Below are 26,911 nucleotides of genomic sequence, written 5' to 3' on the forward strand. Positions count from 1 at the left end.
AGGGAAACCAAGCTTAAAGTCCAAAAGCCACTGCCTCAAAGTCGTTGACACGTTCCGTGTCCCGTTTGGCAAGGTGAAGTCGCCTCGCGATCGCTGCGAAAAGGCCCTTGCGGTCGAATAGCGGGTTTATGCTTGGGGTGGTGGACGGAGGAAAGCCACAATCAAGCTCGGCATCATCAAGGTTCTGGAGGGTTCTCCGAATATCCTCTCGCAACCTGCGCAGGGTCCTCTCGAAGCTCACGAAAACCTCCGGGTAGCCCGGACCGATTGAGGCTTCCAGAACATTTGGACGCGTCCACCCATTTAGGTCTTCGAAAGCATGGACAATGATCTGTTGGATCCGAAGTTCACGCGGCACGGTCTGCATCTCTGGCTCCTACTTTCCGTGGATCAGTGCTTGGCGGTGCACGATCAATCCATTTCCGATTTAATCTTATTTAGATTGTCAGCCCACCACCTAGCCATACGAACACGCTCCTCCCAGTACTCGCCACGTGAGTAGATACCCCTGATCGCATTCTTGTCGACGTGGGCAATATGCCGCTCTATCGCGTCCGGATTCCAAAGACCGGATTCATTCGCCAATGTCGAAAACGTTGCTCGAAACCCATGGGATGTCATTTCGTCGGCACCGAAATCCATCCGCCGCAAGGCCATGTTCAAGGTATTCTCGCTCAGACAGCGCTTGGAAGTCGTGAGGGCTGGAAAAACGAAATCCCCATTGCCGGTCAGGAAATGCTGATTCTTAAGGATGTTAATTGCCTGCGGCGGCAACGGCAGAACATGGGGACGACGCATCTTCATGCGCTCGGCGGGAATGGTCCAAATGGCTTTGACTAGGTCGAACTCTGCCCACCTTGCCTGCCGAAGCTCGCCCGGCCGTTGCGCCACGATCACCAGAAGCTGGAGTGCATGGCGTGTTGTGGCTTGCCCGTTGTAGCCATCAATTGTTCGGAGCAGCTGACCGAGACGATGCGCATTAATGATGGCGGCACGAGGCTTTGACTTGGGGCTAATCAATGCATCCTTCAATGCATAGGTCGGGTCCGTGTCTGCTGCACCGCTCGCGACGGCAAACCGAAAGACCGCCCCGATCTTTGAGCGCAGGCGTTTAGCAGTCTCATAGGTGCCCCGCGCCTCCAGTTTGCGCAGAGTAACCATGATGATCGGTGCTGTGATCTCGCAGATCGGCATCTTGCCAAGATCAGCCTTCGCCATGTCTAGAAGCCATACAGTCTTTGACAGCGTGGAGGCTGCCAAATTCTCTGCTCGCGCCTTTCTAAGGAATGAATCCGCCAAGGCACCAAATGTTTCCGAGGCCTGTGCAAGCTGGGCCCGCTTCGCCGCCTGTTTCAACGCGTTCGGGTCGTTTCCTGCTGAAAGCTGTACGCGCGCATCGTCCCGAAGCGTCCGCGCCCGGGCCAAACTAACGGCTGGATAGTCCCCAAAGACCATCAGCTTTTCCTTACCCAGAAACCGATACTTAAAGCGCCAGGACAGCGACCCCGACGCCTTTACCAGGACAAACAACCCATCGAAATCGCCAACCTTGTAATCCTTATCTCGGGACTTGAGACTTCTGACCTTGGCATCTGTCAATGGCATCTGGGGGTACACCCTCTCTCTGGAACCTGCCGTACCCCCGAATCATACCCCTAACTGGGGCGGACTTCAGCGGATTTGGCCAGACACTGCTGGACAACCGCCAACAATAAATCTCTTATAACACAGGACTTTTCGAACGTGTTAGGACTTTTTTGGATGCAGGAGTGGTGGCGAGGGGGGGACTCGAACCCCCGACCCCACGATTATGAGTCGTGTGCTCTAACCAACTGAGCTACCTTGCCACTTAGCGCGCTGGTTAAGGGCGGCCGGCCGGGGCGTCAAGGGGGAAAAGCAGCCCGCCTGCAATCGCGCCCCAAAACCCACGGCCCAAACGCACCCCAAACCCACCCCCAAAACCCGCGCCCTCACACCGCGCCATACACCGTCCCGCTGATCGACATTTCGCCCACCGTCTGCACCTTTGCCGCATGGGCCACACGCGGGCGGCCCGATGCGGTTGCAATCAGCGTCGCCTCGATAAACATCGCGCGCCCTTCCACCACCGCTTCGCGCACGTCTTGGGTGGTGGTCACCAACACCTCATCCGCCCCCGCCTGCTGCGCGCGCGATGTGGCATCGGCAATCAACGCGGCCTGCATGGCCTCCATCGCGTCTGCCTTGGTCGTGAACCGCACGGGGCCATAGGCCAGATGCGCCGTGAACTGCCCTTCGCCCGCTGATGAGACGACCCCGGTCGCCCGCTGGCTGACTTGCCCCACTACCGCGCCAATCGCATTGGCAACCCCGGCGTGTTCGGGCAAAATCATCTGCGCGCCCAACCGCCGCCCGACCGCCCCGTAATAATAGGGCGCAGATGCCCCCAGTCCGATCACAGGCACGCCCAGCCGGGCCGATACCTCCACAATGCCGCGATGCTGGTCCAATCCAGCGCGCAGCAAGGTATGTCCCGCCAAAACCGCGCTGTCTTGCCCCGCAAACCGCGCATCCTCGCCAAAGGCCGCTTCCAGCAGGCAGGTCGCGGTTTGTTCGGTCAATTGGTCGACAATCGCTTGTGCCAATGCGCCCGCATCACCCGACACACGCTCGCCCCGCCCATTGCGCCGCCGCCCCAGCAGGGTCACCGCCTTACGCGCCGCAGTCGCATCCCAATCGGACAGCCCGCCCAAAACATGGCTGGCATCCGATGGCGTCACCCCCGAAATCATCACCAATCCGCGTGACACAAGGCGGTCCATCGCCGCCACCTCCAGCCGCGATGTCATGGCATCGGCCAGCGGCATGGGGTGCGTGATACGCGCCAGCAACGCCGCCTCGCGCGCGGTCAGCCCCGCCGCCTCAAACCCCATCGGAATGACAAACCGCCCGTCAAATTCGCCCACCGCATCATTCGACAGGGCGCGGTCCAAGGCGGCATGCACCATCGCTCCGTGGTCCACTGCCAGCAACGCCACAGGCACCAATCGGCGCGGCCCAAGGGTAAATCCCCCGTTCAGCCCCGTGGTGATCAAATGCGCCTCGCTGTCGCCACCAAGGCCTGTGGTGCGCATCGCCACCGCCTCTACCATCGTGCGAAATCCGCCCACGCGCGCGCCTAACGGGTCAATTTCTGGTAATCCATCCCGCAGCATCGCCACATCCGTGGTCGTGCCGCCAATGTCAGACACCAGCGCATCTGTTGCCCCCGTCAACCACCGCGCCCCCACAATGGACGCGGCGGGCCCCGATAAAATCGTCTCAATGGGGCGGTCGCGCACCATCGCGGCGGAAATCAGCGCCCCATCGCCGCGCACCACCATCAACGGCGCGTTGATGCCGCGCTTGGCAATATGCGCCTCGCAGGCTGTCACCAATCGGTCAATCATCCCCACCAGCCGCGCGTTCAACACCGCCGTCAACGCGCGTTTAGGCCCGTTCAAATTGGCCGACAATTCATGCGAACAGGTCACGGGCCGCCCCGTCACCCGCCGAATAACCTCCCGCGCTGCCACCTCATGCCCCGGATTGCGCGTCGCAAATTTCGCCGCCACGCCGTAAGCCACCACCTGATGCAGCGCCAGCGCCGCCTCCAACCCCGGGATGTCCAAAGGCACCGCTTCGCCGCCCGCATGGGTGTGCCCGCCCGCCAGCACAATCACCGGGTCGCTGCCCAGCGCCTCACGCAGCCCGCCACGGTCCAGATCGCCGTCATCAAACCCGATGAACACCAGCGCCACGCGCCCGCCTTGCCCTTCCACCAGCGCATTGGTCGCCAGCGTGGTCGACAGCGACACCATCGCAACATCGGCAGGCGCGACCCCGGCGGCATTCAGCGCCGCATCCACCGCGCGGCCAATCCCCAACGCCAAATCGCGCCGCGTGGTCAGCGATTTCGCTTTGCCCAACACTTGGTTGGCGTCATTGTCCAACACCGCCGCATCCGTATAAGTGCCGCCCGTATCCACGCCCAGAAAAATCGCCATGCCTGCCCTCAACCACTCTGCCGTTACCCGCGTTCAAGATCTAGGTCGGTTTTGCCCGCTTTGCCCAGCCCCAACCGACCAAAATCACCGATACCCGCCGCTTACAGCCGCGATACCGGTCGCCTGCGGCTGCTAAACCCGCCGCTTGCGGCGATGCGCGGGCAAAATATCCATCATCTGGCGGTACTTGGCCACCGTGCGCCGCGCCACCACTGCGCCTTGCGCCGATAACAGCGCGGCCAGCGCCAAATCGCTCAGCGGGGCGCGCGCATCCTCATCGCGCACCAACCGTGCCAACCGCGCCCGAATGGCCCCCCCCGCAGCCCCGCCCACATCGGCGGTGAACAAGGCCCGCAACCAGATCGTTGCGCGCGGCGTGTCCACACTAACCCCCGCCACCGCGCGGCTGATCGTGCTGGGATGCAGGTCCAACGCTTCGGCAATATCGGTCAAACCCATCGGCACCAACGCTTCCATCCCTTGGGCCAAAACCGCCTCTTGCCGGGTCAAAATCGCTTGGCCAATCCGCAGCAAGGTTTGGTTGCGGCTGGCGACCATCCGCACCAACTCGCGTGCGGCACCCCGCGCGTTGTCACCCTGCGCGCGGGCATCATTCCCGCGCCCCACCGCCACATCGGGCAGCGCCGATCGGTTCAGGCTTACCTCCCAGCCCATCGGCCCGCGCACCACCGTCAAATCGGGTTCGCGCACCGGGGCCGACACTTGGCCAAATTGCGTGCCCGGCTTTGGGTCAAACCCTTTGATCACCCGCAACCGCGCCGCAATCTCATCCGCGTCCACCCCGCACAGCTTGGCCAACCGCGCATGGTCTCCCGCCGCCAACAGGTCCAGATGGGCCAAGATCGCGGCCATAACCATGTCATGCACCCCCATGTCGCGCGCTTGCAATTCCAAACATTCCGCCAGCGACCGCGCAAACAGGCCCGCAGGCTCCATCCCTTGCAGCTGCGCCAAAACCGCCTGCGCGCGCGCCACATCACAGCCCAACTCGGCGGCCAGCCGGGGCAGGGGGCGGCCCAACCAGCCCGACGGCTCCAACGCCTGCATCAAGCCAAACGCAATGTCGCGGTCGCCTTCGTCGCGCAACATCGCATCAATCTGGCGGCTGACATGGGCAATCAACCCCAAGGCGGGCGCTTGCAACATCGCGCCCACATCCGGGCTATCCGCCCCCCCCATGCCTTGCGCGGCAAACGCCGCCGTCCAGCGCGGCAACCACGCCACCGCCTCGGCCGGGATTTGGGTCAACACAACATAAGGGTTGGTCGCCGCCTGTTCCTCCAGATAGCGGGTCAAACCACTGGCATCAAACCGCAACACCTTCAGCGACGCGGCAAGCCCCGTGTTCAATTGCAAAGTCTGGGTCTGGGACAGGCGGTTGGCCTGACGGGTCATGGCGCGGCCTTTGGTCGGTGGTGCTGCGCAACCATAGGGGGGTGCCGCGCCGCGCGCAACTGTGGCAACAGCGCCCGCGCGCACATCTCGCCTTTCCGGCCCTTGGCGGTTAAGGTCGCACCACAAACCCCAGCAAAGGCCTCGATCATGCACCCCCAATGGCCCGCCCAACGCGACATCCTGCTGATCGGCGGCGGCCATGCCCACGCGCTTTTGCTGCGCGCATGGGGCATGGCCCCGCAGGCCGGCGCGCGCATCACGGTGGTGAACCCCGGCCCGGTCGCCCCCTATACGGGGATGTTGCCGGGCCATATCGCAGGCCATTACACCCGGGCCGAGATGATGATCGACCTTGTGCGCCTTGCCCGTTTCGCAGGCGCGCGCATCATCATGGGCCGCGCGATTGCCATGGATCGCAGCGCCAAAACGGTGGAATTGGAAAATGGCCGCCACCTGCGCTATGATGTGGCGTCGGTTGATATTGGCATCGCATCGACCTTGCCAAATGTGGCCGGGTTCACAGATCACGCGCTGGCCGCCAAACCCCTTGGCGGCTATGCGCAGGGCTGGGATGATTTCCTGGCCCACGCGCCGCAATCGCCCAATATCGTGATCATCGGCGCGGGCGTGGGCGGGGCTGAACTTGCCATGGCCTCGGCGCACCGTTTGCGCCAATCGGGCCGCACGCCGAATATCACGGTGTTGGAACGTGGCGATACCGCCTTGCCGCTGCTGGGGCAGGGCGCGCGCCACGCCCTGCTTGCGGGCCTTGCGCGCCACAATGTCACCGTGGTGCTGAACGCCGAACCCGCCCAAATCACCGCCATATCCGTGACCATATCAGGCGGTCACACTTTGCCATCCGATTTCACCTTGTCGGTGGCAGGCGCGCAGCCCCAAACTTGGCTGGCAAATACGGACCTTGATCTGCACCACGGTTTCATCACCGTCAGCCCCACCTTGCAATCGTCCGACCCACATATCTTTGCGGTCGGTGACTGCGCCCATTTGGCCCACGCCCCGCGCCCCAAGGCGGGCGTTTTCGCGGTGCGCCAAGCGCCCATCTTGTTGTACAACCTGCGCGCCAGCCTGTCGGGCGCTGCGCTGCGCCCCTACCATCCGCAGCGCGATTACCTCAAACTTATCTCCATGGGGCAACAGCGCGCGGTGGCCGACAAACTGGGCCTGCGCCTTGAGGGGGCAGTGCTGTGGCGCTGGAAAGACCGCATCGACCGCACCTTTATGGCCAAATTCGCGACCTATCCAGCGATGCAGACCCCACCTTTGCCCCCCAACCCCGTGGCAGGTCTGGCACAGGCACTGGCCGCAAAGCCCCTGTGCGGCGGCTGCGGGGCCAAGGTCGGCGGCAGCACCTTGCGCGCAGCTTTGCGTGCGCTGCCCGCCCCAACCCGCCCCGATGTGCTGTCCGGCCCCGGCGATGATGCGGGCGTGATCGCGCTTGCGCAGGGTGTCCAAGTCCTCACCACCGATCACTTGCGCGCTTTTACCCATGATGCGGCCCTCATGGCACGCATCACGGCCATTCACGCGCTGGGCGATATCTGGGCGATGGGGGCTGCGCCGCAATCTGCGCTGTGCCAAATCACCTTGCCACCTATGTCCGATACGCTGCACGCCGATATGCTGGCCGAAATCTTGCAGGCTGCGGCCCAAGTGTTCACCGCCGCCGGGGCCGATATTTTGGGCGGTCACACCAGCATCGGCGCGGAACTGACCATCGGTTTTTCCATCACAGGCCGCGCAGACCGCCCCATCCAGAAAACCACCGCGCAACTGGGGGACGCCATAATCCTTACCAAACCCATCGGCACGGGCACGGTTCTGGCTGCAGAAATGGCGACCGCAACCCTGCAATCGGACCTGATGCTGGGCGAGGCGGTCGTGGCCACCTACGCCTCCATGCAACATCCCTTGCAAACCGCCGCCCGCATCTTGGCCCCCCATGCCACCGCCATGACGGATTTGACGGGGTTTGGCCTTGCCGGGCATCTGCTGGAAATGCTCGACGGCGCAAACGCCGCCGCCACCCTCACCCAAATCCCAACTCTGCCGGGCGCGCTGTCACTTGCCGCCCAAGGCATCGCCTCCACCATCGCGCCCGCGAACCGCGCGGCCTGCGCGGGCCGCATCACCGCGCCCGACATGCCGCTGCTCTATGATCCGCAAACCGCAGGCGGCCTGCTGGCCACCGTGCCCGCCGCGCTGGCCGATACAATCCTCACCGCACTGATCGCAGCGGGCGAACCTGCCCAGATCATCGGCCACATCACCCCCGGCCCGCCGCATATCACGCTAATCGCTTAACGATCGGCCAAGCATCCGGCGATATCTGTCGCCATACTGACCAACAAAGCGGCATAATCCCCGCCGCCCGCAGCCCCTTCGGGGGCCAGCGCTGGCCCCATACGCACCCCTGCGGCCTCGGCCAACTGCGCCACCGCCGCCTTGTCATGCCCGGCTTCGGGGAAAATGCACACCGCACCCGTGGCCTGCAACTGCGCTTGCAAATCACGCAAATGTGCCGCCCCCGGTTGCGCCGCATCACCCATCCGCACCGCACCCACAACCGTCAGGCCAAAATGATCGGAAAAATACCCATAGGCATCATGCAACACCGCAAAGGGGCGGTCCTTCACAGGCGCCAAAATCGCGCGCACTTGCACTTCGGCCACATCAATCTGCATCTGCCCCGCCACCGCATTGGCGCGGTATACCGCCGCGCCTTCCGGGTCCAAATCGGCCAAGGCATCGGCAATCAACCCCAACCAAACCCGCCCATTTTCAGGGTCCAGCCACGCATGCGGGTCCACCCCCGAATGGTCGTGGTCCGCATGTTCTTCCTTTTTGGCGTGGTCGTGGTCTGCATGTTCCTCCTTTTTGGCAGGGTCATGCCCCGAATGGCCCTCCTCTGCATGCTCCTCCGCCGTATCCCCAAACGCCCGCGTCACCGTGCCGTCTGCCTCCAGCAACGCCAACCGCGCGCCCTTGGCCCCAACCCCGTCCAGCCCGCGCGCCAACCACGGCGTCAACTCCGCACCGACCCACACCACCAACCCCGCATCGGCCAGCGCCCGTGCTTGGCTGGGGCGCAGCTGGAAATCATGCGGATCGCCGCCCGCAGGCAACAACAGCTCCGGCACGCCTTGGTCCCCCATCACGGTGGTGACAAGCGCGTGAACAGGGGATATGTCGGTCACAACCAGCGGTGTGTCGGCCAAGGCGGCATGACCGCAGACCATCAAACCAAACGGCAATAAAATGTGGCGCATCGGGGAAACTCCTATCTTGTGATGTTGTCGCTGTTAGAATACGTTATGATATAACATGTCAACACGGAAAGCCATCATGCCAAACGCTTTTGACAACCACGACCACAGCCATTGCGCCACCACGGGCCTTGCGCAGGCCGAAACAATCCTCGCCGCGCGCAACCAACGCCTCACCCCGGTGCGCCGCGAAACCCTGCGCATTTTGCTCTCGGAACACCGCGCGCTGGGCGCTTACGATGTACTGGAACGGTTGGCGGATGCGGGCTTTGGCAAACAACCCCCCGTGGCCTACCGCGCGCTGGAATTTCTGGTCGATCAAGGGTTTGCCCATAAAATCACCCGCCTCAACGCGTTTGCCGCCTGCATGCACCCAGACACCGACCACGCGCCCGTATTCCTCATCTGCCGCATCTGCCACGCACTTGCCGAAACCGCGGCAACGCCCGTGCGCACCGCCCTCAACGCCACCGCCCACGCAGTCGGCTTCACTGTGGAGCGTAGTAGTATTGAGGCAGTCGGCCGCTGCCCCAATTGCAAGGACGCCGCATGACCCTGCTTGCCGCGCAAAACCTCTCCGTCCGCTTGGGCGGCACGGACATCCTGTCCGGCATTACGCTCGCGCTGGAACCGGGCGAAATCGTCACCATCGTCGGCCCCAACGGCTCCGGCAAATCCACGCTGCTGCGCGCTTTGCTGGGCCTCATCTCGCCCGCCAAAGGCACCGTCACCCGCGCCAAATCCCTGTCCATCGGCTACGTCCCGCAACGCCTGCACATCGACCGCCCCATGCCAATGACCGCGCGCCGCTTTTTGTCGCTGCCCAAACGCTGCACCGATGCGCAAGCGATGGATGCCCTGACCCGCTGCGGTGTCGCCGATGCCGGGCCGCGCCAACTCGCGGACCTGTCGGGCGGCCAATTGCAACGCGTGCTGCTGGCCCGCGCGCTCCTGAACCAACCCGACCTCCTCATCCTCGATGAACCGACCCAAGGCCTCGATCAACCGGGCGAGGCTGCGTTTTACACATTGATAGCCGAGGTGCGCCGCGACACCGGGGCCGCCGTGCTGCTGGTCAGCCATGATCTGCATGTGGTCATGGCCGCATCGGACCGCGTGATCTGCCTAAACGGCCATATCTGCTGCGAAGGGGCGCCGGACGTGGTCCGCGAAGCCCCCGAATACCGCGCCCTGTTCGGCGCTGGCACCCAAGGCGCGCTGGCGCTGTACCGCCACGACCATGACCATTCCCACGGGCCAGATACGCCCCATGAACACGGCCCAAACTGCGACCACGACCATACCCCCGCCTCCGCCAAAAAGGCCGCACATGTTTGATGATTTCCTCACCCGCGCCACCCTCGCGGGGCTTGGCGTGGCGCTGGCCACCGGGCCACTGGGCGCGTTTGTGGTTTGGCGGCGCATGGCCTATTTCGGCGATGCCACCAGCCACGCGGCCATCCTCGGCGTGGCGCTTGCCCTCGCCCTGTCGCTGCCCATCGGTTTAGGGACCATGCTGGTCGCACTCGCCATGGCGCTCACCGTCTCCACGCTGGCCGCACGCGGCTGGGCGGTCGATACCACGCTGGGCGTGCTGGCCCACTCCGCCCTCGCTTTTGGCCTCGTCGCCATCAGCTTTCTGCCCGGCGTGCGGGTGGATCTGTCGGGCCTCCTCTTCGGTGACATCCTCGCCGTGTCCAAACACGATCTTGCCTTCGTTTGGGGCGGGGCAGGGGTCATCCTCGCCCTTCTGATGTGGCGCTGGCAGGCCCTCCTCACCTCGACATTGTCCGAAGATCTCGCCCACGCCTCCGGCCTCAACCCCAACCGCGAACGCTTGGTCCTCACAATCGCCCTCGCCATTGTCGTCGCCGTGGCGCTGAAAATCGTCGGTGCCCTTCTCATCTCGGCGATGCTCATCATCCCCGCCGCCGCCGCGCGCAGCCTGTCACGCAGCCCCGAATCCATGGCCCTTTTCGCCATCCTCATCGGCGGGCTGTCGGTGCTTGCGGGCCTGCAAACCTCGCTGCATTTCGACACCCCCGCAGGCCCCAGCATCATCGCAGTCGCCGCCCTCGCTTTCACCCTCTCCGTCCTCATCGCGCCGTTCAAATCGCGCTAAACCTACCCATTCGGCTTGGCCCAAATACCTAAAACTATTGGCCGCAAACGATTACTTACCCGCCGCACGCCCTGCGCCCCGCCCCGAATGTCGTTTTTATCTGCCAAGTGTCGGGCCATATTGCACGCCGCCCCCATATTCAGGCACATATGGGCAAAATCGCGCAAGGGAGTCGCCAGATGAAAACGCATGTAAAGGCTTTGGTCGTCGGCGGGGGCGCGGTCGGCAACGGCATCGCCTATCATCTGGCAAAGGCGGGCTGGGACACCATGCTGGTGGAACGCGACGAACTTACCTCCGGCTCCACCTGGCACGCGGCGGGCCTGTTGCCTTTGTTCAACATGTCCTATGCCACCACCCATATCCACAAACACTCCGTCGATTTCTACAAATCGTTGGAGGCTGAAACCGGCCTGAACGCAGGCTTTGCGGTCGTCGGCAACCTGCGCATGGCCCAGCATGAGGCGCGGATGGATGAATACAAACTCTATTCCGCCGTGGCCGACAGTGCCGATGTCTACCACGAATTTATGACGCCCGCGCAGATGAAAGACCGCTGGCCCCTGCTGCGCACCGATGATCTGGTTGGCGCGCTATTCCACCCCCAAGACGGCTACATCAACCCCGCCGATGTGACCCAAGCCATGGCCAAAGGGGCCCGCCAACACGGTGCGACGATTGAGCGTAAAATCCAAGTCGATGGCTACCGCTGGACCGGCTCTGAATGGATTATCTCTTGCACCCGCATGATCGACAAAGGTGGCAACCTCATCCCCTCCGATGAAACCTTTGAAATCCACGCCGAACATGTTGTCACCGCCACGGGCAACCACGCCCAACGCACCGCCAAACTGCTGGGCATCAAAATCCCCGCCATTCCTGTGGAACACCAGTTCATCGTGACTGAACCCGACCCCATGCTGGTCGAATACCGCAAAACCAACCCCGAACACCCCGTCCTGCGCGACGCCGATGCCAAGTGGTATGTGCGCGAAGAACGCGGCGGCTGGATCCTCGGCCCCTATGAAAAAGGCGCCCCCGCAAGGTTCGAATACGCCGTCCCCGACAGCTTCCGCGCCGATCTGTTCCCCCTGAACTTGGAACGGATTGAAGAAGAATATATGGCGATGCTCCACCGCCTCCCCTCCTCCGAAACCGTGGGTTTGAAAGACGATTTCAACGGCCCCATCTGCTACACCCCCGATGGCAACCCGCTGGTCGGCCCGGTTCCCGGCCTGCGCAATATGTGGATTGCCGAAGGGTTCTCGTTCGGCATCACCGCCGCTGGTGGCACCGGCTATTACCTCGCGCAACTGATGACCCAAGGCGAGGCTGAAATCGACATGGCGTCCCTCGACCCCCGCCGCTACGGCAATTGGATGACCACCGAATATGCCGCCCGCAAGAATGAAGAATGTTACGACCACGTTTTCATCCTCCACCACCCGGATGAGGAACGCGAGGCCTGCCGCCCTTTGCGCACCACCCCCGTTTACGACAAACAAATCGCCCTTGGCGCACAAATGGGCCAGGTCAACGGCTGGGAACGCCCCAACTACTACGGCCCCCTAAACGCCCCCGCCGATTTTGACCACAACTCCCGGTCTTTCCGCCGCGGCGATTGGTGGCAATACGCGGTGGATGAGGCGACAGCACTGCGCGAAACCGCAGGCCTGATCGACGCCGCCGCCTTCACCAAACACACCGTGCGGGGTGCTGGGGCCACGGCCTTCCTTGATTGGTTCACCTGCAACAAACTGCCCTCAATCGGGCGCATCAACCTCACCTACGCCCTTACCCCCACAGGCACCACGCGCACCGAATACACCATCGTGCGCAACGGCGAAAACGACTACTACCTCGTTTCCGCCGGTGCATGGACCGCCTATGACGCTGATTATATGCGCAAATCTGCCGAAGACTTCATCGCCGCTGGCGGCGCGCATGTCGAGATCAACGACGTCACCACCCAATGGGGCGTTTTCGCGCTGGCAGGCCCCAACGCCCGCAAAATCCTTGCGGAAATCATCAAGGATGCCGACCCTGCAACGGTGCTGTCCAACAAACGCTTCCCATGGCTCACCGCGCGCAAAATCGAACTCGGTATGTGCCCGGTCAACGCCATCCGCGTGGCCTATACGGGCGAGTTGGGCTGGGAACTGCACCACCCCATCGAATTCAACCGCTACTTGTGGGACCTCCTTCTCACCGCTGGCGCAAAACACGGCATGAAACTGGTTGGTGCCCGCGCCCAAAACTGGCTGCGCCAAGAAAAATCCTACCGCGCCTTTGGCAATGAACTGGGCCGCGACGCCACGCCGATGGAGGCGGGGCTGGACCGCTTTATTGATCTGTCCAAAGCCTTTCAAGGCAAGCAAGCGATGATCGACACCGGCATCCGCTCCAAATGCGTCACCGTCCTTATCGACGGCCCGCAAGACGCCGACCCATGGGGCAAAGAGGCGATTTTTGTGGACGGTAAAAAGGTCGGCCGCCTCACCTCGGGCGGTTGGTCCGTGGCGTTCAACAAACAAATCGGCATGGGCTATGTCTCGCCGCACTTGGCTGAAGTTGGCACCAAACTAAAGGTCAAAATGCTGTTGCAAGAATGGGACGCCGTGGTGGTCGAGGACAGCCCCTTTGACCCCACAAACGCCCGCATCCGCCTAGACGGCTAACCAAACTGCCCCGCCCAAAACAGGGCGGGGCACGCTTCGGCCCCTAAAACCATACCCAAATACCGCGCCAATGGGGTTTGGGGGGCTTGCACTGATAGGCACCGCGCGGCAGGCCCCCCTTTATTATTTATTCATCTGATTGACTCTATCATCGCGCGTCGGCCAGTGTGGTGCGTGGCAGACCATCCACGCGTGTGATGGTATTGAAATATATGATTTTTTAAGAAAAGGCAGGGGAATGACAAAATTCGGCGCTTTGGTGCTTTGTGGGGCTGTCGCAGTGGCGGGCTGCGTTCCACAGGAAACGTTTGTGAAAAACAATATGCGGTATTCGGATTTCGAAAAGGACCGCGCCATGTGTGAAACAACCGCAAGCCAGCAGGTCACCGTCAACAGAAGCCCGGGCGCAGAGGTGGCTGTCGCCTTGCTGACAGGGGTCTATCAGGCCCAAGATGCCAACGCATCCGCCCGCCAGCGCAACTATGAAGCGTGCATGCTGAACAAAGGCTATCAGCGCATTGAACTTCCCGCGTGCAAAGATATGCAAGCCGCCCGCAAAGATGGCATCGGCCCTTTGATGGGGCATAGCAAGGTTGAAATCACGCAAACATCTTGCGCCTCCAGCGATGCATCGGGGCGCATCATTTTCCACAAAAACCCGCCAAGCAAGTAACCCAAAGCAGGTTTGCTCTTTGGCTTTTGTGCTGCGCCCCGCCTCGGCAGGTGGCGCAGCTCTCATGTCCTTTTAGTGTTTTGTGGCTGTGACAACCCTGCCAAAATCGCCTCCACCTCGGCGATGCCGTCGATAAACGGCAAAACCGCGCTCGCAGACAGGCCTTTGCCCGTGTGCAACGCCGCCAATCGGGCGTCATCCGGGGCCACCGTTACCCCCAGTTTGGCCGCAATCGCGCAGGCATGGTCGCGCAGGCCCGCCGCGCTGGAATAAATATCCTCAAACACCAAATCCCCGAAATCTACGCCGCGCGCCGCCAGCGTGGCCCGTGTGTCGGCCATCAATCCCGCATCGAGTTTCGCTTGGGCTGCGATGGTTTGCGGCTCTATCGCGCGCACCTGCGCCGTGCCCGCCACAATCGCCGGATACAGAATTTCCGCCTGCTCTTGCCCCCAAACCCCCGTTGTTTGCGCAATATAAAGCGACCGCAGCCGCCCCATTTCATTGCGCCGCGTCAGCACAAAAATCTGGTATCCCCGCGCATGGCACGCCGAAATCAGCGCCTTGCTCAGCCCCAGCGGCACCACATCAAGGCAATGTTTGATGTTGGGCCGCCGTGTCAGGGGCTTGTCCAGCGCCTCCATAAATGCGGCGCTATCATACTGGCCTTTGAACGTCTCGGCCAAGGGGCCCCACATCCGGTTTTTGTTGAACGGTTCATGTTCCACCGTGGGAAACGGCGAAATGCGCGCCAAAAAGGTCATCAGCGATGTGCCCCCGGTGCGCCGCAGCGTCAAAACCAAATGGGGGTGCCGTCCAACCCGCGCCGCCTCATTGCGCAGCGCAATCGCCTTGCGTTGCGCGTCCGTTTTTTTGGCGGGCGGTTTGCTGGGCGGTTCGGGGGGGGGCGTCATCTGGTAAACCTATAAAAGCACGCGAAAATCGGTGGTGGTCACGCGCCCCGTTTCTAATCCACCCCGGGTGGATTGAACAGCCTGCGCCCCTAAATTTCGCCCTCACGCCTCCACGCCCTGACGCCTGCGCAAACTGCGCCTCAAACCCGCAACCCAAACCTTGCCAAAAGGTTAAAGAATTTTCACTTATCCATAAATTACAATGCGTTATCCGCAGCATCGCGCGCGAACCGCATGTGGTTATCGCGCCCGCCGCGCCACCCAATCGCGCCACTCTGCCCGCGACCCGGCAAATACATTCAAATCAACTTTGCCCGTGATCCCCGGCACCAATCCGGTCCCGCTATATTGCCAAAACGTCCAATTTTGCCCGGGATACACCGTTGATGGATGCCCCGCCACCGACCGCAGCCAGAAATCCACATTCCCAATTCGGCCCATCTGATTGTCGGCGAAAAAATCCACGGTCGTGTAAATCACGGGCCGCTGCCCATAATGGCGCTCCAACGCATCCATAAAAATCTTTGCCTCCGCGCGCACATGGGCGGCATCGGGGCGGCGGGTACAGGTGGGGGAATGGGCGTTCCATTCCATATCCAAAACTGGCGGCAGCGCCCCTTTGCTGCGCGGCACGTTTTTGATGAACCAGCGCGCCTGTTCAATCGCGGGGCGGCAGAAATAGAAAAAATGATAGGCCGCGCGCGGCACCCCCGCCCGGCCCGCGCCGTCCCAATACGCCTCAAACGCGGGGTCAACGATATCGCCGCCCTCGGTCGCTTTGAAAAACGCGAAAGACACGCCATTGGCCTGCGCCGCTCGCCAATCAATGTCCCCCTGCCATCGCGATGCATCAATCCCATGCACCGCGTATTTGCTGGGGTCGCGCCCGTCCCAAGGGTGGGGGTCCGTATCGCCAAACCGGGGCGCGTTCACCACCACATCGCCTGTGGCGCGCGGCGCCTCACGCCCCCCACAGCCCGTCAGCGCCAAGGCCAGCCCCACCGCCAAAATCTTTCCCCAACCCATGCGCATCACACCCCAAAGCGGGCAGGCGACAGGGCCGCAACCAGCCCCGCATCCAATCCCGTAGCCTGCCCCAAAACCAAATCCGCCGCCATTTTTGACGCGGCGGGCGCGGATTGAAACCCGTATCCGCCTTGCCCCGCCAGCCAGAAAAACCCCGGCTGGGCAACATCAAACCCAATCACAGGCACCCGGTCGGGCGAAAATGTCCGCAGCCCCGCCCAATTCGCCAGCATCCGGGTCACGGGCTCGGTCACCATTTCCTCATACCGGGCCAACCCTTCGGCCAGCACCATGTCATCGGCAAAGGCATCATGGGGCGCGCAATGCTCCTCCTCGGCAGGCGACACGATCAGCGCGCCAGCGTCCGGCTTGGCGTACCACGTCTCGCCCGCACCAAAAATCATCGGCCAGCGCGACACATCATGCCCGCCGGGCGCAGGTATCCGCGCCATCGACCGGCGCAGCGGCGTGAACCCCAAAGGCGCCACCCCCGCCATGCTCGCCACAGTATCCGCCCACGGCCCCGCCGCGTTGATCACAACCCGCGCCGAAAATTCACCCTGCGCACTGGTCACACGCCAGCCCGTAGCCAACCGCACAACCGCAGTCACCGGGGCCGCCGTCAAAATCTGCGCACCATGGCTGCGCGCGGTTTTCGCAAACCCTTGCAACAGCAAATCGGTATCAATATCCCACGCATGGTCCGCCACGGCCACATGCGCCACCACATCCGCGTTCAAAATCGGCACCATCGCCCGCGCGTCATCCAGCGATACCACCGTCAGGTTCATGCCCGCCGCATCCGCCTCAAACAGCGCGCGCGCGTCCGCTTTGGCCACCATCATCATGCCGCGTGGCGACAAAACCGCCGGTTGGGCATGAAAATAGGCCCCTGATGCCAGCGACAACGCCACCACCGGGGCCAACCCGTAATGCGGTTCATAAAGGGCGGCCGACCGCCCCGACGCGTGATGCGCCAACGCGCCTTCACCCTCCAGCAGCAGTACAGATCCGAACGGGGCCAGCCGTGCCGCCAGCGATACGCCCGCAATCCCGCCGCCGATAATGATAAAATCATGGTCCATCAGGGCACCCTGTCACGCCACGGCAGCGCGTAAAAGTTAAAAAAACGGGGGGCAAAATCCTGCCCCCCGCCAAAGGTCACATCAAAGAGTTACTGCAAAAGATTACTGCGGAATATCGCCCACAATCCCTTCGACGTAAAAGTTCATGCCCAACAAATCGCCATCCGGTGCAGTCGCCCCATCGGCCAGCCAGACAGACCCGTCTTGCTTGTTGATCGGCCCGGTGAACGGGTGCAGCGTGCCAGCGGAAATACCATCGCGCACGGCCTCTGCTGCGGCTTTCACTTCGGCAGGCACCGCTTCGGTGATCGCACCAATTTCAACTTCGCCGTCTTTGATACCAGCCCAAGTGTCGGTCTGGGCATAGGTGCCGTCCAACATCTGGCCCACGCGCTTGATGTAGTAAGGCGCCCAGTTGTCGATGATTGACGACACGCGCGGGCTTGGTGCATAGGCGGCCATATCGGAAGCTTGGCCAAACCCAACCACGCCGGGGGTTTTCGCAGCCTCGGCCAGGGGTGCGGTCGAATCGGTGTGCGCCGCAATCACGTCCACGCCTTGTTCGATCATCGCTTTGGCCGCGTCCGCTTCTTTTGCCGGGTCAAACCATGTAAAGGCCCAGACAATCGACAGTTCCACCGCCGGGTTCACCTTTTTCGCCGCCAGATAATAGGCGTTGATGCCCATCACAACTTCGGGGATCGGGAACGACGCAATATAGCCGATTTTGTTCGACTTCGTCATCATGCCCGCCATGGTGCCCTGCACCGCGCGCCCTTCATAGAACCGCGCGTTATAGGTGGACACATTGGCGTGGTCGCGCTTGTAACCCGTTGCATGTTCAAACATCACATTGGGGAATTTGGCCGCAACCGCATTGGTCGCCTCCATAAACCCAAACGATGTGGTGAAAATGATGTTACAGCCACCCAGCGCCATTTGCGTCAACACCCGCGCGGCGTCCGCACCCTCTGGCACGTTTTCTTGGAACGTGCTGGCGTCCACCCGGTCGCCAAATTCCGCGATCATGTCCAAACGGCCTTTGTCATGCTGATAGGTCCAGCCACCATCGCCCACGGGGCCGACATAAACGAAACAGGCCTTCACCTTGTCCATACCCGCCGCATGCGCGCCGCCGCCAAAGGCCATGGTCAGGCCAAGCGCCGCCGATGCCATCAAAGTTCTGCGATTCATAAGTCTCTCCTTGTTGGTCGGGCCAATTTTGACCCGGTTGGTTTTGGCCCCACGTTTACCGCGCGGCGTGAAAGTTTTGGCCCAAAGCAGCAGGCGCATTCAACGACGCGCGCCCTTTGCCCGATGACATGATGACCAACACGATGATGGTTATCAGATAGGGCGACATCGACAAGTATTCAGGCGGGATTGGGACGTTGGCAACCTGCAAATTCAACTGCAACACCGAAATTCCGCCAAAAAGATAAGCACCAATCAGCACGCGCCACGGCCGCCAGCTGGCAAAGACCACAATCGCCAGCGCAATCCAACCCGCGCCCGCGGTAATGCCGTCCGTCCATTGCGGCACACGCACCAGGCTTAGGTAGGCACCGCCCAACCCCGCCATCGCCCCGCCAAACAAAATCGCCATAATCCGGATGCGCGTGACCTTGTACCCCAGCGCATGCGCCGCGTCATGGCTTTCGCCCACAGCGCGCAAAATTAGGCCCATGCGGCTGTATTTCAACACAGCCCACACGGCGGCGATGATCAGGATGGACAGGTACACCATCGGGTCATGCTGAAACAACACGCGCCCCACCACCGGAATATCCGCCAAGGGGCCAAAGGGCACCATGCCCGTGGCAGGCGGCTTAATGCCGACATACCCTTGGCCCAAAAGGCTGGACAGCCCCAACCCAAACAGCGTCAGCGCAAGGCCCGTGGCCACTTGGTTGGCCTGAAACACTTGCGTCAACAGTGCGAAAATCAAGCTCAATCCCGCCGCCCCCAACGCACCCCCGATAAACCCCAAAAATGGGCTGCCCGTGGCCACCGCCGTTATAAACCCACAGACAGCGCCGATAATCATCATCCCCTCCACCCCAAGGTTCAAAACACCGGCCTTTTCCACCACCAATTCGCCAATCGCCGCCAACATAATCGGCACCGATGCAACCATAAGGGAGGCGACCAAAACGGCGGGGTTGATACTGCTCAGGTCCATCACGCGGCCCTCCCTTTCAAGAAACGAATCCGGTAGTTTGACAGCAAATCAACGGCCAGCAGGAAAAACAGCAGCATCCCTTGAAACGCTTGGATCGCCGCCGATGGCAGGCCAAGGTTGGTCGATGCCATCTCGCCGCCCACATAGGTCAGCGCCATCACCAACCCCGCCAGCAAAATCCCCACCGGGTTCAAACGGCCCAGAAACGCCACGATAATCGCGGTAAACCCGTACCCAGATGCAAAATCAATGCTGATCTGCCCCGCGGGCCCCGTCACTTCAAACATCCCCGCAAGGCCCGCCAACGCGCCCGACAGGCCCATGCACAACACCACCAACTTTGTCGGTGCTACCCCCGCAAACCGGGCCGCCCTTGGGGCTTGCCCCGCCAGCTTGATCTGAAACCCAAGGATGTGGCGCTGCAACAAAACATAGGCCCCGATTACCGCGATAAACGCCGCCACCCCGCCCCAATGCAGGCCCGACCCCGCGATCAATTCCGCATTGCGCGCCGCCGGAAAGCCGGAAAAATTGCGACTGCCCGGAAACCCCATCCCCTCAGGGTTGCGCAAAAACCCGGTCGCGGCCTTGGACAAAATCGTTTGCGCCACATAGACCAGCATCAAGGACACCAAAATCTCGTTGGTGTTGAACCGCGTTTTCAAAATCGCGGGGATCATGGCCCAAACCCAACCACCAAACGCGCCCGCCACAATCATCACCGGAAAAATCCAGCGGCTGTCGGTGGGAAACATCGCCAACCCCACAGCCGCACCAAACACCGCGCCCATGATATACTGGCCCTCGGCCCCGATGTTCCAAATCCCGGCCCGAAACCCCAAGGACAATCCGACCGCGATCAAGATCAACGGCCCGGCCTTGACCAACAACTGTCCGCGCAAATAAAACGCAAATTCGCCAAAAATCGGGTCCCAGAATATGGTGCGTATTGCCACCACCGGGTCCTTGCCCAACAGCGCAAACAACGCGCCGCCCGCAATCATCGTGAATAAAACCGCCAAAACTGGCGTGGCCCAGGTCCAAAATCGCGAAGGGGAGGGCCGTTTTTCAAGTACAAACATACATCACCCCAAACCCACGCCCCAAATTCATCTTGGCACAAATACCTATCCGGCCCCGGCCACCCAAAAACCTACCCATGATGCGCCACCTCCATGCCATGCGCGCCGCCCATCATCAGGCCAATTTCGTCCACCGTCAGCCCTTCGGTGGGCCGTGTCGGCGTCAACCGCCCCTCGTTCAGCGCGGCAAACCGGTCCGACACTTCCAGCAAATCATCCAAATCTTGGGAAATCACCACCACCGCAGCGCCGTCTTGTGCGCGGTTCAAAATCTCTTGCCGAATGAACGCCGCCGCCGCCGCATCCACTCCCCATGTGGGTTGGTTGATAATCACCACCTCAGGCGCTTGGCTCAACTCCCGCCCCATCAGGAACTTTTGCAAATTCCCGCCCGAAAGTGCCCGCGCTGCCACCCAAGTGCCCGGCGTGCGCACATCATATTGCGCCACAATCTCGGCGGCCCAATTCTTGGTCGCGCCCCAGTCGATAAACCCGCGCTTGGTCAACCCTTTGCGCACCACGCCCGACAGCAGCGCATTTTCCACCAGCGACATATCGGGGGCCGCTGCATGGCCCAAACGGTCCTCGGGTGCCGCGACAAACCCCAGCGCGCGCCGCGCATTTGGCCCCAGATCGCCCACAGGCGCACCTTTTGCCTTGATCATGCCGGGGTCGGTCGCCAACTCCCCCGACAATGCCAGCAGCAACTCATCCTGCCCATTGCCCGCAACGCCTGCAATCCCCAACACCTCGCCGCGCTGCACTGAAAAGCTGATGTTTTTCAACGATGTGCCAAAGGCAATCGGGGATGGCGCCGAAAGCCCCGCCACTTCCAGCGCCGGGCTCGCATCGCCCCAATCGCGCCGCGCCGCCCGCGCAGGCGGGTTCAACACCGCCCCCACCATCAACTCCGCCATGTCGCGCGCGGACACATCGCGCGGTGTGCAGGTCGCCACCACCTTGCCCCGCCGCAAAATCGTCGCCCCATCACAAAGGGCGCGAATTTCCTCCAGCTTGTGGCTGATGTACAAAATCGCCGTGCCCTCGGCGGACAGTTGGCGCAAGGTCTGGAACAAAATATCCACCTCTTGCGGTGTCAAAACGCTTGTCGGCTCGTCCATAATCAACAGCTTGGGGTCTTGCAGCAAACAGCGCACAATCTCCACCCGCTGCCGCTCGCCCGCCGACAAATCCCCAACCCGCCGCGCGGGGTCCAGCGGCAGGCCGTATTCCGTCGACACCGCCCTAATCCGTTCCGCCAGTTCGCGCATCGGCGGCGGGTTTTCCATCCCCAGCGCCACGTTTTCCGCCACATTCAACGCTTCAAACAGGCTGAAATGCTGGAACACCATCGCCACACCCGCCGCCCGCGCCGCACTCGGTCGCGCAGGGGTATAAGGCTGGCCGCGCAGCACCATCGTGCCGCTGTCAGGCTTCACCAAGCCGTAAATCATCTTGACCAGCGTCGATTTTCCCGCGCCATTTTCCCCCAACAGCGCATGAATTTCGCCGGGTGAAATCGCAAAGGACACGTCCGAATTGGCAACCACCCCCGGATAGGCTTTGGTCAGCCCCTCAATCCGCAACAGCTCATTGGTCATACGGCGTCCTTTCGTTGTGCAAGGGTGTGGCGTTGGGCAAGGGTGTGGGCGGCAATCATCCGGGCCGCAACCCCGATGGCAATCATTTGCGGGTGCTTGCCAAGGGCAGGGTCGCCAATCGGGCACTCAATCCGCGCAATACCCGCAGGTATATGCCCCAGTGTGGCCAGCCTTGCCCGAAACCGCGCCCATTTCGTGCGCGACCCGATCAAGCCACAGCGCGCAAACCCGCGGGTCAGCATGGCATGGCACAATGCCAAATCCAGCGCGTGCGAATAGGTCAAAATCAAATGCTCGGCCCCCATCGGCGCATGCGGCACCAACAGCACAGGGTCCGCCGCAGGCACCACCGTTACGCCCGCCGGAATATCCCCCGGAAACCGGTCCGCGCCCACATCCACCCAAGTGATCGCAACCTCTGGCAAAGGTGCCAACACGCCCACAATCGCGCGCCCCACATGGCCCGCCCCCCACACCCAAATCTCACGCTGGGGCCGCAAAATCGGCTCCACCATCCAGCCTTGCACCAAACCCGGCGCAGGCAAAATCCCTTGCCCCCGCGTGCGCCCCAGCACCCGCGTCACCGCCAGCGGCATCGCCTCCCCCGCCACAGACCCTAAAACCGCGCGCGCAAACACATCGCCCGGCACGCCTGCCACAGCAGCCGCGTCAAACACTTCGGTCAACAGCGTCACCACGCCGCCGCAGCATTGCCCAAGCGCTGGCCCCAACGCATCCCGGTCCAACCGCAGCAACGCTGGCCCCGTCAACATCTCCCGCGCCCGTGCAATCGCGGCCCATTCCAACGCACCGCCGCCAATGGTCCCCGACAGCCCATCGGTCCACACCAACATTGCCGCCCCCACCTCGCGCGGCGATGATCCGTCAAACCCGGCAATCACCACCCGCGCCACGCGGCCCCGTTGTGCCACCGCCGCGCGCACCCCTTCCAGATCAAACATCGCGCTGCCGCTCCACGGCGGCCAAAATCCGCTCCGGCGTGGCGGGCGCGTCCAACGCCACATAGCGCGTGCCATCCCCGCAAGCCGCCACCGCATCCGACAGCGCCAGAAACGCCGAAATGCCCAACATAAACGGCGGCTCGCCCACGGCCTTCGACTTGCCAATCGTACCCGCGCGGTTAGCCTGCCCCCACAACGCCACGTTGAACACTGGCGGGCGGTCCGAACAGGCCGGAATTTTATAGGTGCTGGGCGCATGGGTGCGCAGCGCGCCCTTATCGTCCCAAACCAATTCCTCCATCGTCAACCAACCCGCCCCTTGCACATAGGCCCCTTCGACCTGCCCAATATCCAGCGCAGGGTTCAGGCTGGCCCCCGTGTCATGCAGCAAATCGGCGCGCAAAATCCGGTTTTCCCCGGTCAGCGTGTCAATCACCACCTCGGTCACCGCCGCACCATAAGCAAAGTACAAAAATGGCCGCCCGCGTCCCTTGGCCCGGTCCCAAGTGATCTGCGGCGTGGCATAAAACCCCGTGGCCGAAAGCGAGACGCGCGCGGCGTAAACCAACGCAGCGGCCTCGGCAAAGCTGTAGCGCGCGCCGCCCACGCGCACAAACCCATCCGCAAACCGGACATCGCTTGGCTGCGCCTGATGCCGCTGCGCCAAAAACTCTGCCATGCGACCGCGAATGGTCAAACACGCCGCCTGCGCCGCCATCCCGTTCAAATCCGACCCCGATGATGCCGCCGTGGCACTGGTGTTGGGCACTTTGGCGGTGTCGGTCGCAGTGATCTTGACTGCCGCCATATCCACCCCAAACACACCCGCCGCCACCTGCGCAACCTTTTGGAACAAGCCTTGCCCCATTTCCGTGCCGCCATGGTTCAAATGGATCGACCCGTCCTGATACACATGCACCAATGCCCCCGCTTGGTTCAAATGCGTCAACGTAAACGAGATTCCAAACTTCACCGGCGTCAGCGCAATCCCGCGCTTCATCACCGGGCTCGCCTTGTTCCACGCCGCAATCGCCAATCGCCGCGCGCCGTAGCCGGACGATAATTCCAACGCCGCCACCAACTCATGCCCAATGAAATCCTCCACTGGCATATGATACGGCGTGGTCTGCACCTCATTCATCTTGGCGGAAATACCTCGGGGGTGCGGGGGCTGGCCCCCGCTGGTTGTCGCGTTTAGGGTCTGGCCCCCCCTGCTTGCAACCTCCTCAGTCTCCCCCATCCCCGCATAAAAATTCAAGCGCCGCAGCGCCAAGGGGTCCATCCCGCGGTGATGCGCAATATGGTCCATCACGCGCTCAATCCCGACCATGCCTTGCGGCCCGCCAAACCCGCGAAACGCAGTCGCACTTTGCGTGTTGGTGCGCAAACGGTAGCTTTCCAACCGCACGTCCGTCAGATGATAACAGTTGTCGGAATGCAGCATCGCCCGGTCGGCCACGGGGATCGACAAATCCAGCGCCCAGCCGCAGCGGAACAAGTGCTGAAATTCCACCCCGGCCACGCGCCCAGCCTCATCAAACCCCGCGCGGTAGCGGATGCGCAAATCATGCCGCTTGCCCGTGATCATCATATCATCATCGCGGTCGTATCGCATTTTGCAGGCGCGGCCCGTCGCGCGCGCAGCCAGCGCACAGGCAATCGCCAACGCATTGCCTTGGCTTTCCTTACCGCCAAACCCGCCGCCCATCCGGCGCACTTCGACCCGCACACCGTGCATGGGAATGTGCAAAGCATGCGCCACTTTGTGCTGAATTTCGGTCGGGTGCTGGGTGGACGAATGGATCAACATATCCCCGCCCTCTTGCGGCACAGCGGCGGCGATCTGGCCTTCAAGGTAAAAATGCTCTTGCCCGCCCACCTCCATCTCGCCTTCAATCACATGGGCTGCGGCGGCAATCGCAGCACTTGCATCGCCTTTGGCCCAGACCACAGGCCCCGCCTCAAACCGCGACCCGGCGGCCAGCGCGTCATCCACCGTCAAAATGGCGGGCAGGGGGGCATAATCCACGCGCCCCAGCCGCGCCGCCTTGCGCGCCGCCAAATGGCTGTCGGCGACCACCAAAAACACCGGCTGGCCCAGATAATGCACGCGGCCCACGGCCAACAACGGCTCATCATGGGCGGATGGGGAACAATCCGGCATCTCGTCAAAATCCGCTGCCGACAGCACCATCATCACACCGGGGGCGGCGCGCACTGCCGATAAATCCACGCTTAAAATATCGCCATGCGCGATGGTGGACAGGCCAAACGCCAAATGCAGCGCGCCCGCAGGCAAGGGAATGTCATCGACATAGCGCGCCGCACCCGTGACATGCAGGGGGGCGGTATCATGCGGCATTGCGCGTCCCATGCTCATGGCGTCACCTCCAGAATGTTCACATCTGTGCCCGACAGATCGTGGAAATACCGGATCATCATGTTTCCCGCCGTGGTCGTGCGGTAGGCGGCGGATGCCCGCATGTCCGACAGGGGCGCAAAATCATCCGCCATAGCGGCGCGTGCGGCCATCGCGGTCGCAAGAGTAAACGGCTGGCCCATCAGCGCCGCCTCTGCCCCTTTGGCGCGTTTGGGCGTCCCCGCCATGCCGCCAAAGGCGATGCGCGCAGCGGTCACAACCCCGCCCGCAACCGTCACATTGAAACAGCCACACACGGCCGAGATGTCTTGGTCAAACCGCTTTGACAGCTTGTAACAGCGCAGGTTCGGCGCATCCGTCGTGAAACTCACCGCCTCCACAAATTCACCGGGCAGGCGGTCTTGCTTGCGGTATTCGATGAAAAAATCCTCCAGCGGCAAGTCGCGCCGCGTATCACCCTGGCGCAAATGCAAAGTGGCCCCCAACGCAATCAACGCCGGCGGCGCATCGCCAATGGGCGAGCCGTTGGCGATATTGCCCCCAATCGTGGCCGCATTGCGGATTTGGTCACTGGCATACCGCCGCAACATTTCCGCAAACGAGGGCAGGGGCCCCGCCACCGCCGCCATCACCTCATTGATGTTCGCGCCCGCACCCACGCGCAATTGGTCGCCCTGCGCTGTGATGGTTTTCAAATCCGCGATGCCGCCCAAAAATGCGACAGGGGCCAGATCACGCAACTGTTTGGTCACCCACAACCCCACATCCGTGGCCCCTGCGATCAAGGTAGCGTCCGGGTGGGCGGCGTACCATGTCGCCAAATCATTCGTGGTGTGCGGCTGGTAGAGGGCGGCGGGGGGGCTGTCTGCCCCCCCAACAGGCTTTGCGATAGGCGCAAACCCTTCCCCCCCCGAAGGTATTTTTGCCAACGCGAAAGTGGCGTTTTGGGCAAACTGGGTGGTTTCGTCTTTGATCCATTGCGGCACAGGGGCATCCTTTGCCGCCTCGGCCGCGCGGATGATGGGGGCGTATCCGGTGCAGCGGCACAGATTTCCTGCCAAAACGGTGTCATGATCGGTGCGACCCTGCGCATGGGCGGCCACCATTGTCACCACAAACCCCGGCGTGCAAAACCCGCATTGTGACCCGTGATGGGCCACCATGGCGTCTTGGACCGGGTGGGGCGCGCCGTCGGGGGCCACCAACCCCTCTACCGTGCGGACCGATTTGCCCTGCAGTTGGGGCAGGAACAAAATGCAGGCGTTAAGCGCGCGCGGCCCGCTGCCGTCCGTCACCATCACCGTACAGGCCCCGCAATCGCCTTCGTTACAGCCTTCTTTGGTGCCCGTTAGCCCGCGGTCCTCGCGCAGCCAATCCAACAAAGTATGCGTGGGAGAAGCACCCGTCACGCGCACTGGCGTCCCGTTTAGGTGAAACGCAATATCAGGCATGAGACTATTCCGCCGCGGTCTGTTGCA

At 62.3% G+C, this 26,911-nt stretch carries 20 protein-coding genes and 1 tRNA gene; 6 read left to right on the plus strand and 15 right to left on the minus strand.

Annotated elements, in window-relative coordinates; translation table 11 throughout:
• Positions 1-411: 411 nt before the first annotated feature.
• From BMY36_RS03305 to rpoN, 4 genes are all read right to left on the minus strand, one after another.
• A complete protein-coding gene (locus BMY36_RS03305) occupies positions 412-1,605 on the minus strand; it encodes a tyrosine-type recombinase/integrase (protein WP_050519446.1) in 1,194 nt (397 codons plus the stop codon).
• A 165-nt stretch (positions 1,606-1,770) separates the two neighbouring features.
• A tRNA-Met gene (locus BMY36_RS03310) sits at positions 1,771-1,847 on the minus strand.
• A gap of 123 nt (positions 1,848-1,970) precedes the next feature.
• A complete protein-coding gene (locus tag BMY36_RS03315; protein ID WP_050519447.1) occupies positions 1,971-4,025 on the minus strand; it encodes a hydantoinase/oxoprolinase N-terminal domain-containing protein in 2,055 nt (684 codons plus the stop codon).
• A 132-nt stretch (positions 4,026-4,157) separates the two neighbouring features.
• On the minus strand, positions 4,158-5,441 hold the full coding sequence (gene rpoN / locus BMY36_RS03320; protein WP_050519448.1) for an RNA polymerase factor sigma-54: 1,284 nt from the start codon (positions 5,439-5,441) through the stop codon (positions 4,158-4,160).
• 147 nt (positions 5,442-5,588) lie between these two features.
• On the opposite strand from rpoN, the gene selD reads away from it, so the two are divergent.
• Positions 5,589-7,766 carry a slr1591 family oxidoreductase gene (gene selD, locus BMY36_RS03325; RefSeq protein ID WP_050519449.1) on the plus strand — a complete coding sequence of 726 codons (2,178 nt, stop codon included), beginning with the start codon at positions 5,589-5,591 and terminating at the stop codon, positions 7,764-7,766.
• Here selD and BMY36_RS03330 read toward each other — a convergent pair.
• Entirely contained in the window at positions 7,763-8,731 is a 969-nt protein-coding gene (locus BMY36_RS03330; RefSeq protein ID WP_050519450.1) for a zinc ABC transporter substrate-binding protein, read from the minus strand. The genes selD and BMY36_RS03330 overlap by 4 nt on opposite strands.
• A 76-nt stretch (positions 8,732-8,807) precedes the next feature.
• Between BMY36_RS03330 and BMY36_RS03335 the strand changes: the two genes are divergently transcribed.
• The 5 genes from BMY36_RS03335 (at position 8,808) to BMY36_RS03355 (ending at position 14,201) form a co-directional block, all read left to right on the plus strand.
• Positions 8,808-9,281, plus strand: a complete 474-nt coding sequence (locus tag BMY36_RS03335) for a helix-turn-helix domain-containing protein (RefSeq protein WP_050519451.1) — start codon at positions 8,808-8,810, stop codon at positions 9,279-9,281.
• Positions 9,278-10,066, plus strand: a complete 789-nt coding sequence (locus BMY36_RS03340; RefSeq protein ID WP_050519452.1) for a metal ABC transporter ATP-binding protein — start codon at positions 9,278-9,280, stop codon at positions 10,064-10,066. Before BMY36_RS03335 ends, BMY36_RS03340 begins: the two co-directional genes overlap by 4 nt.
• Positions 10,059-10,850, plus strand: a complete 792-nt coding sequence (locus tag BMY36_RS03345) for a metal ABC transporter permease (RefSeq protein ID WP_050519453.1) — start codon at positions 10,059-10,061, stop codon at positions 10,848-10,850. The genes BMY36_RS03340 and BMY36_RS03345 overlap by 8 nt, the downstream gene beginning before the upstream one ends.
• Positions 10,851-11,029: 179 nt before the next feature.
• Positions 11,030-13,528, plus strand: coding sequence for a GcvT family protein (locus BMY36_RS03350; protein ID WP_050519454.1), 2,499 nt, complete (start codon positions 11,030-11,032; stop codon positions 13,526-13,528).
• Between the two features lie 238 nt (positions 13,529-13,766).
• Positions 13,767-14,201 carry a hypothetical protein gene (locus BMY36_RS03355; protein WP_050519455.1) on the plus strand — a complete coding sequence of 145 codons (435 nt, stop codon included), beginning with the start codon at positions 13,767-13,769 and terminating at the stop codon, positions 14,199-14,201.
• Between the two features lie 62 nt (positions 14,202-14,263).
• Here BMY36_RS03355 and BMY36_RS03360 read toward each other — a convergent pair whose 3' ends face one another.
• From BMY36_RS03360 to xdhA, 10 genes are all read right to left on the minus strand, one after another.
• Positions 14,264-15,115 carry a hypothetical protein gene (locus tag BMY36_RS03360; protein ID WP_050519456.1) on the minus strand — a complete coding sequence of 284 codons (852 nt, stop codon included), beginning with the start codon at positions 15,113-15,115 and terminating at the stop codon, positions 14,264-14,266.
• Between the two features lie 240 nt (positions 15,116-15,355).
• Positions 15,356-16,141, minus strand: coding sequence for a glycoside hydrolase family 25 protein (locus tag BMY36_RS03365; protein ID WP_050519507.1), 786 nt, complete (start codon positions 16,139-16,141; stop codon positions 15,356-15,358).
• A 5-nt stretch (positions 16,142-16,146) separates the two neighbouring features.
• Positions 16,147-17,226: an NAD(P)/FAD-dependent oxidoreductase gene (locus tag BMY36_RS03370; protein ID WP_050519457.1), complete on the minus strand. Its 1,080-nt coding sequence runs from the start codon at positions 17,224-17,226 to the stop codon at positions 16,147-16,149.
• Positions 17,227-17,328: 102 nt separating this feature from the next.
• Positions 17,329-18,420 carry a BMP family ABC transporter substrate-binding protein gene (locus BMY36_RS03375; protein WP_050519508.1) on the minus strand — a complete coding sequence of 364 codons (1,092 nt, stop codon included), beginning with the start codon at positions 18,418-18,420 and terminating at the stop codon, positions 17,329-17,331.
• Positions 18,421-18,475: 55 nt separating this feature from the next.
• Positions 18,476-19,408 (minus strand): ABC transporter permease, encoded by a 933-nt coding sequence (locus tag BMY36_RS03380; RefSeq protein WP_050519458.1) that lies wholly within the window; start codon positions 19,406-19,408, stop codon positions 18,476-18,478.
• Complete coding sequence (locus tag BMY36_RS03385) at positions 19,408-20,490, minus strand: ABC transporter permease (protein ID WP_050519459.1); 1,083 nt, start codon at positions 20,488-20,490, stop codon at positions 19,408-19,410. Before BMY36_RS03385 ends, BMY36_RS03380 begins: the two co-directional genes overlap by 1 nt.
• Before the next feature lie 71 nt (positions 20,491-20,561).
• On the minus strand, positions 20,562-22,091 hold the full coding sequence (locus BMY36_RS03390) for an ABC transporter ATP-binding protein (protein WP_050519460.1): 1,530 nt from the start codon (positions 22,089-22,091) through the stop codon (positions 20,562-20,564).
• Positions 22,088-23,053 carry a xanthine dehydrogenase accessory protein XdhC gene (gene xdhC / locus BMY36_RS03395; protein WP_050519461.1) on the minus strand — a complete coding sequence of 322 codons (966 nt, stop codon included), beginning with the start codon at positions 23,051-23,053 and terminating at the stop codon, positions 22,088-22,090. Before xdhC ends, BMY36_RS03390 begins: the two co-directional genes overlap by 4 nt.
• Positions 23,046-25,433 (minus strand): xanthine dehydrogenase molybdopterin binding subunit, encoded by a 2,388-nt coding sequence (xdhB, locus tag BMY36_RS03400; RefSeq protein WP_050519462.1) that lies wholly within the window; start codon positions 25,431-25,433, stop codon positions 23,046-23,048. The genes xdhC and xdhB overlap by 8 nt, the downstream gene beginning before the upstream one ends.
• Positions 25,430-26,884 (minus strand): xanthine dehydrogenase small subunit, encoded by a 1,455-nt coding sequence (gene xdhA, locus BMY36_RS03405; protein ID WP_050519463.1) that lies wholly within the window; start codon positions 26,882-26,884, stop codon positions 25,430-25,432. Before xdhA ends, xdhB begins: the two co-directional genes overlap by 4 nt.
• Positions 26,885-26,911: the final 27 nt, after the last annotated feature.

It is taken from the genome of Pseudorhodobacter antarcticus (genome assembly GCF_900110135.1).
Taxonomy (GTDB): domain Bacteria; phylum Pseudomonadota; class Alphaproteobacteria; order Rhodobacterales; family Rhodobacteraceae; genus Pseudorhodobacter; species Pseudorhodobacter antarcticus.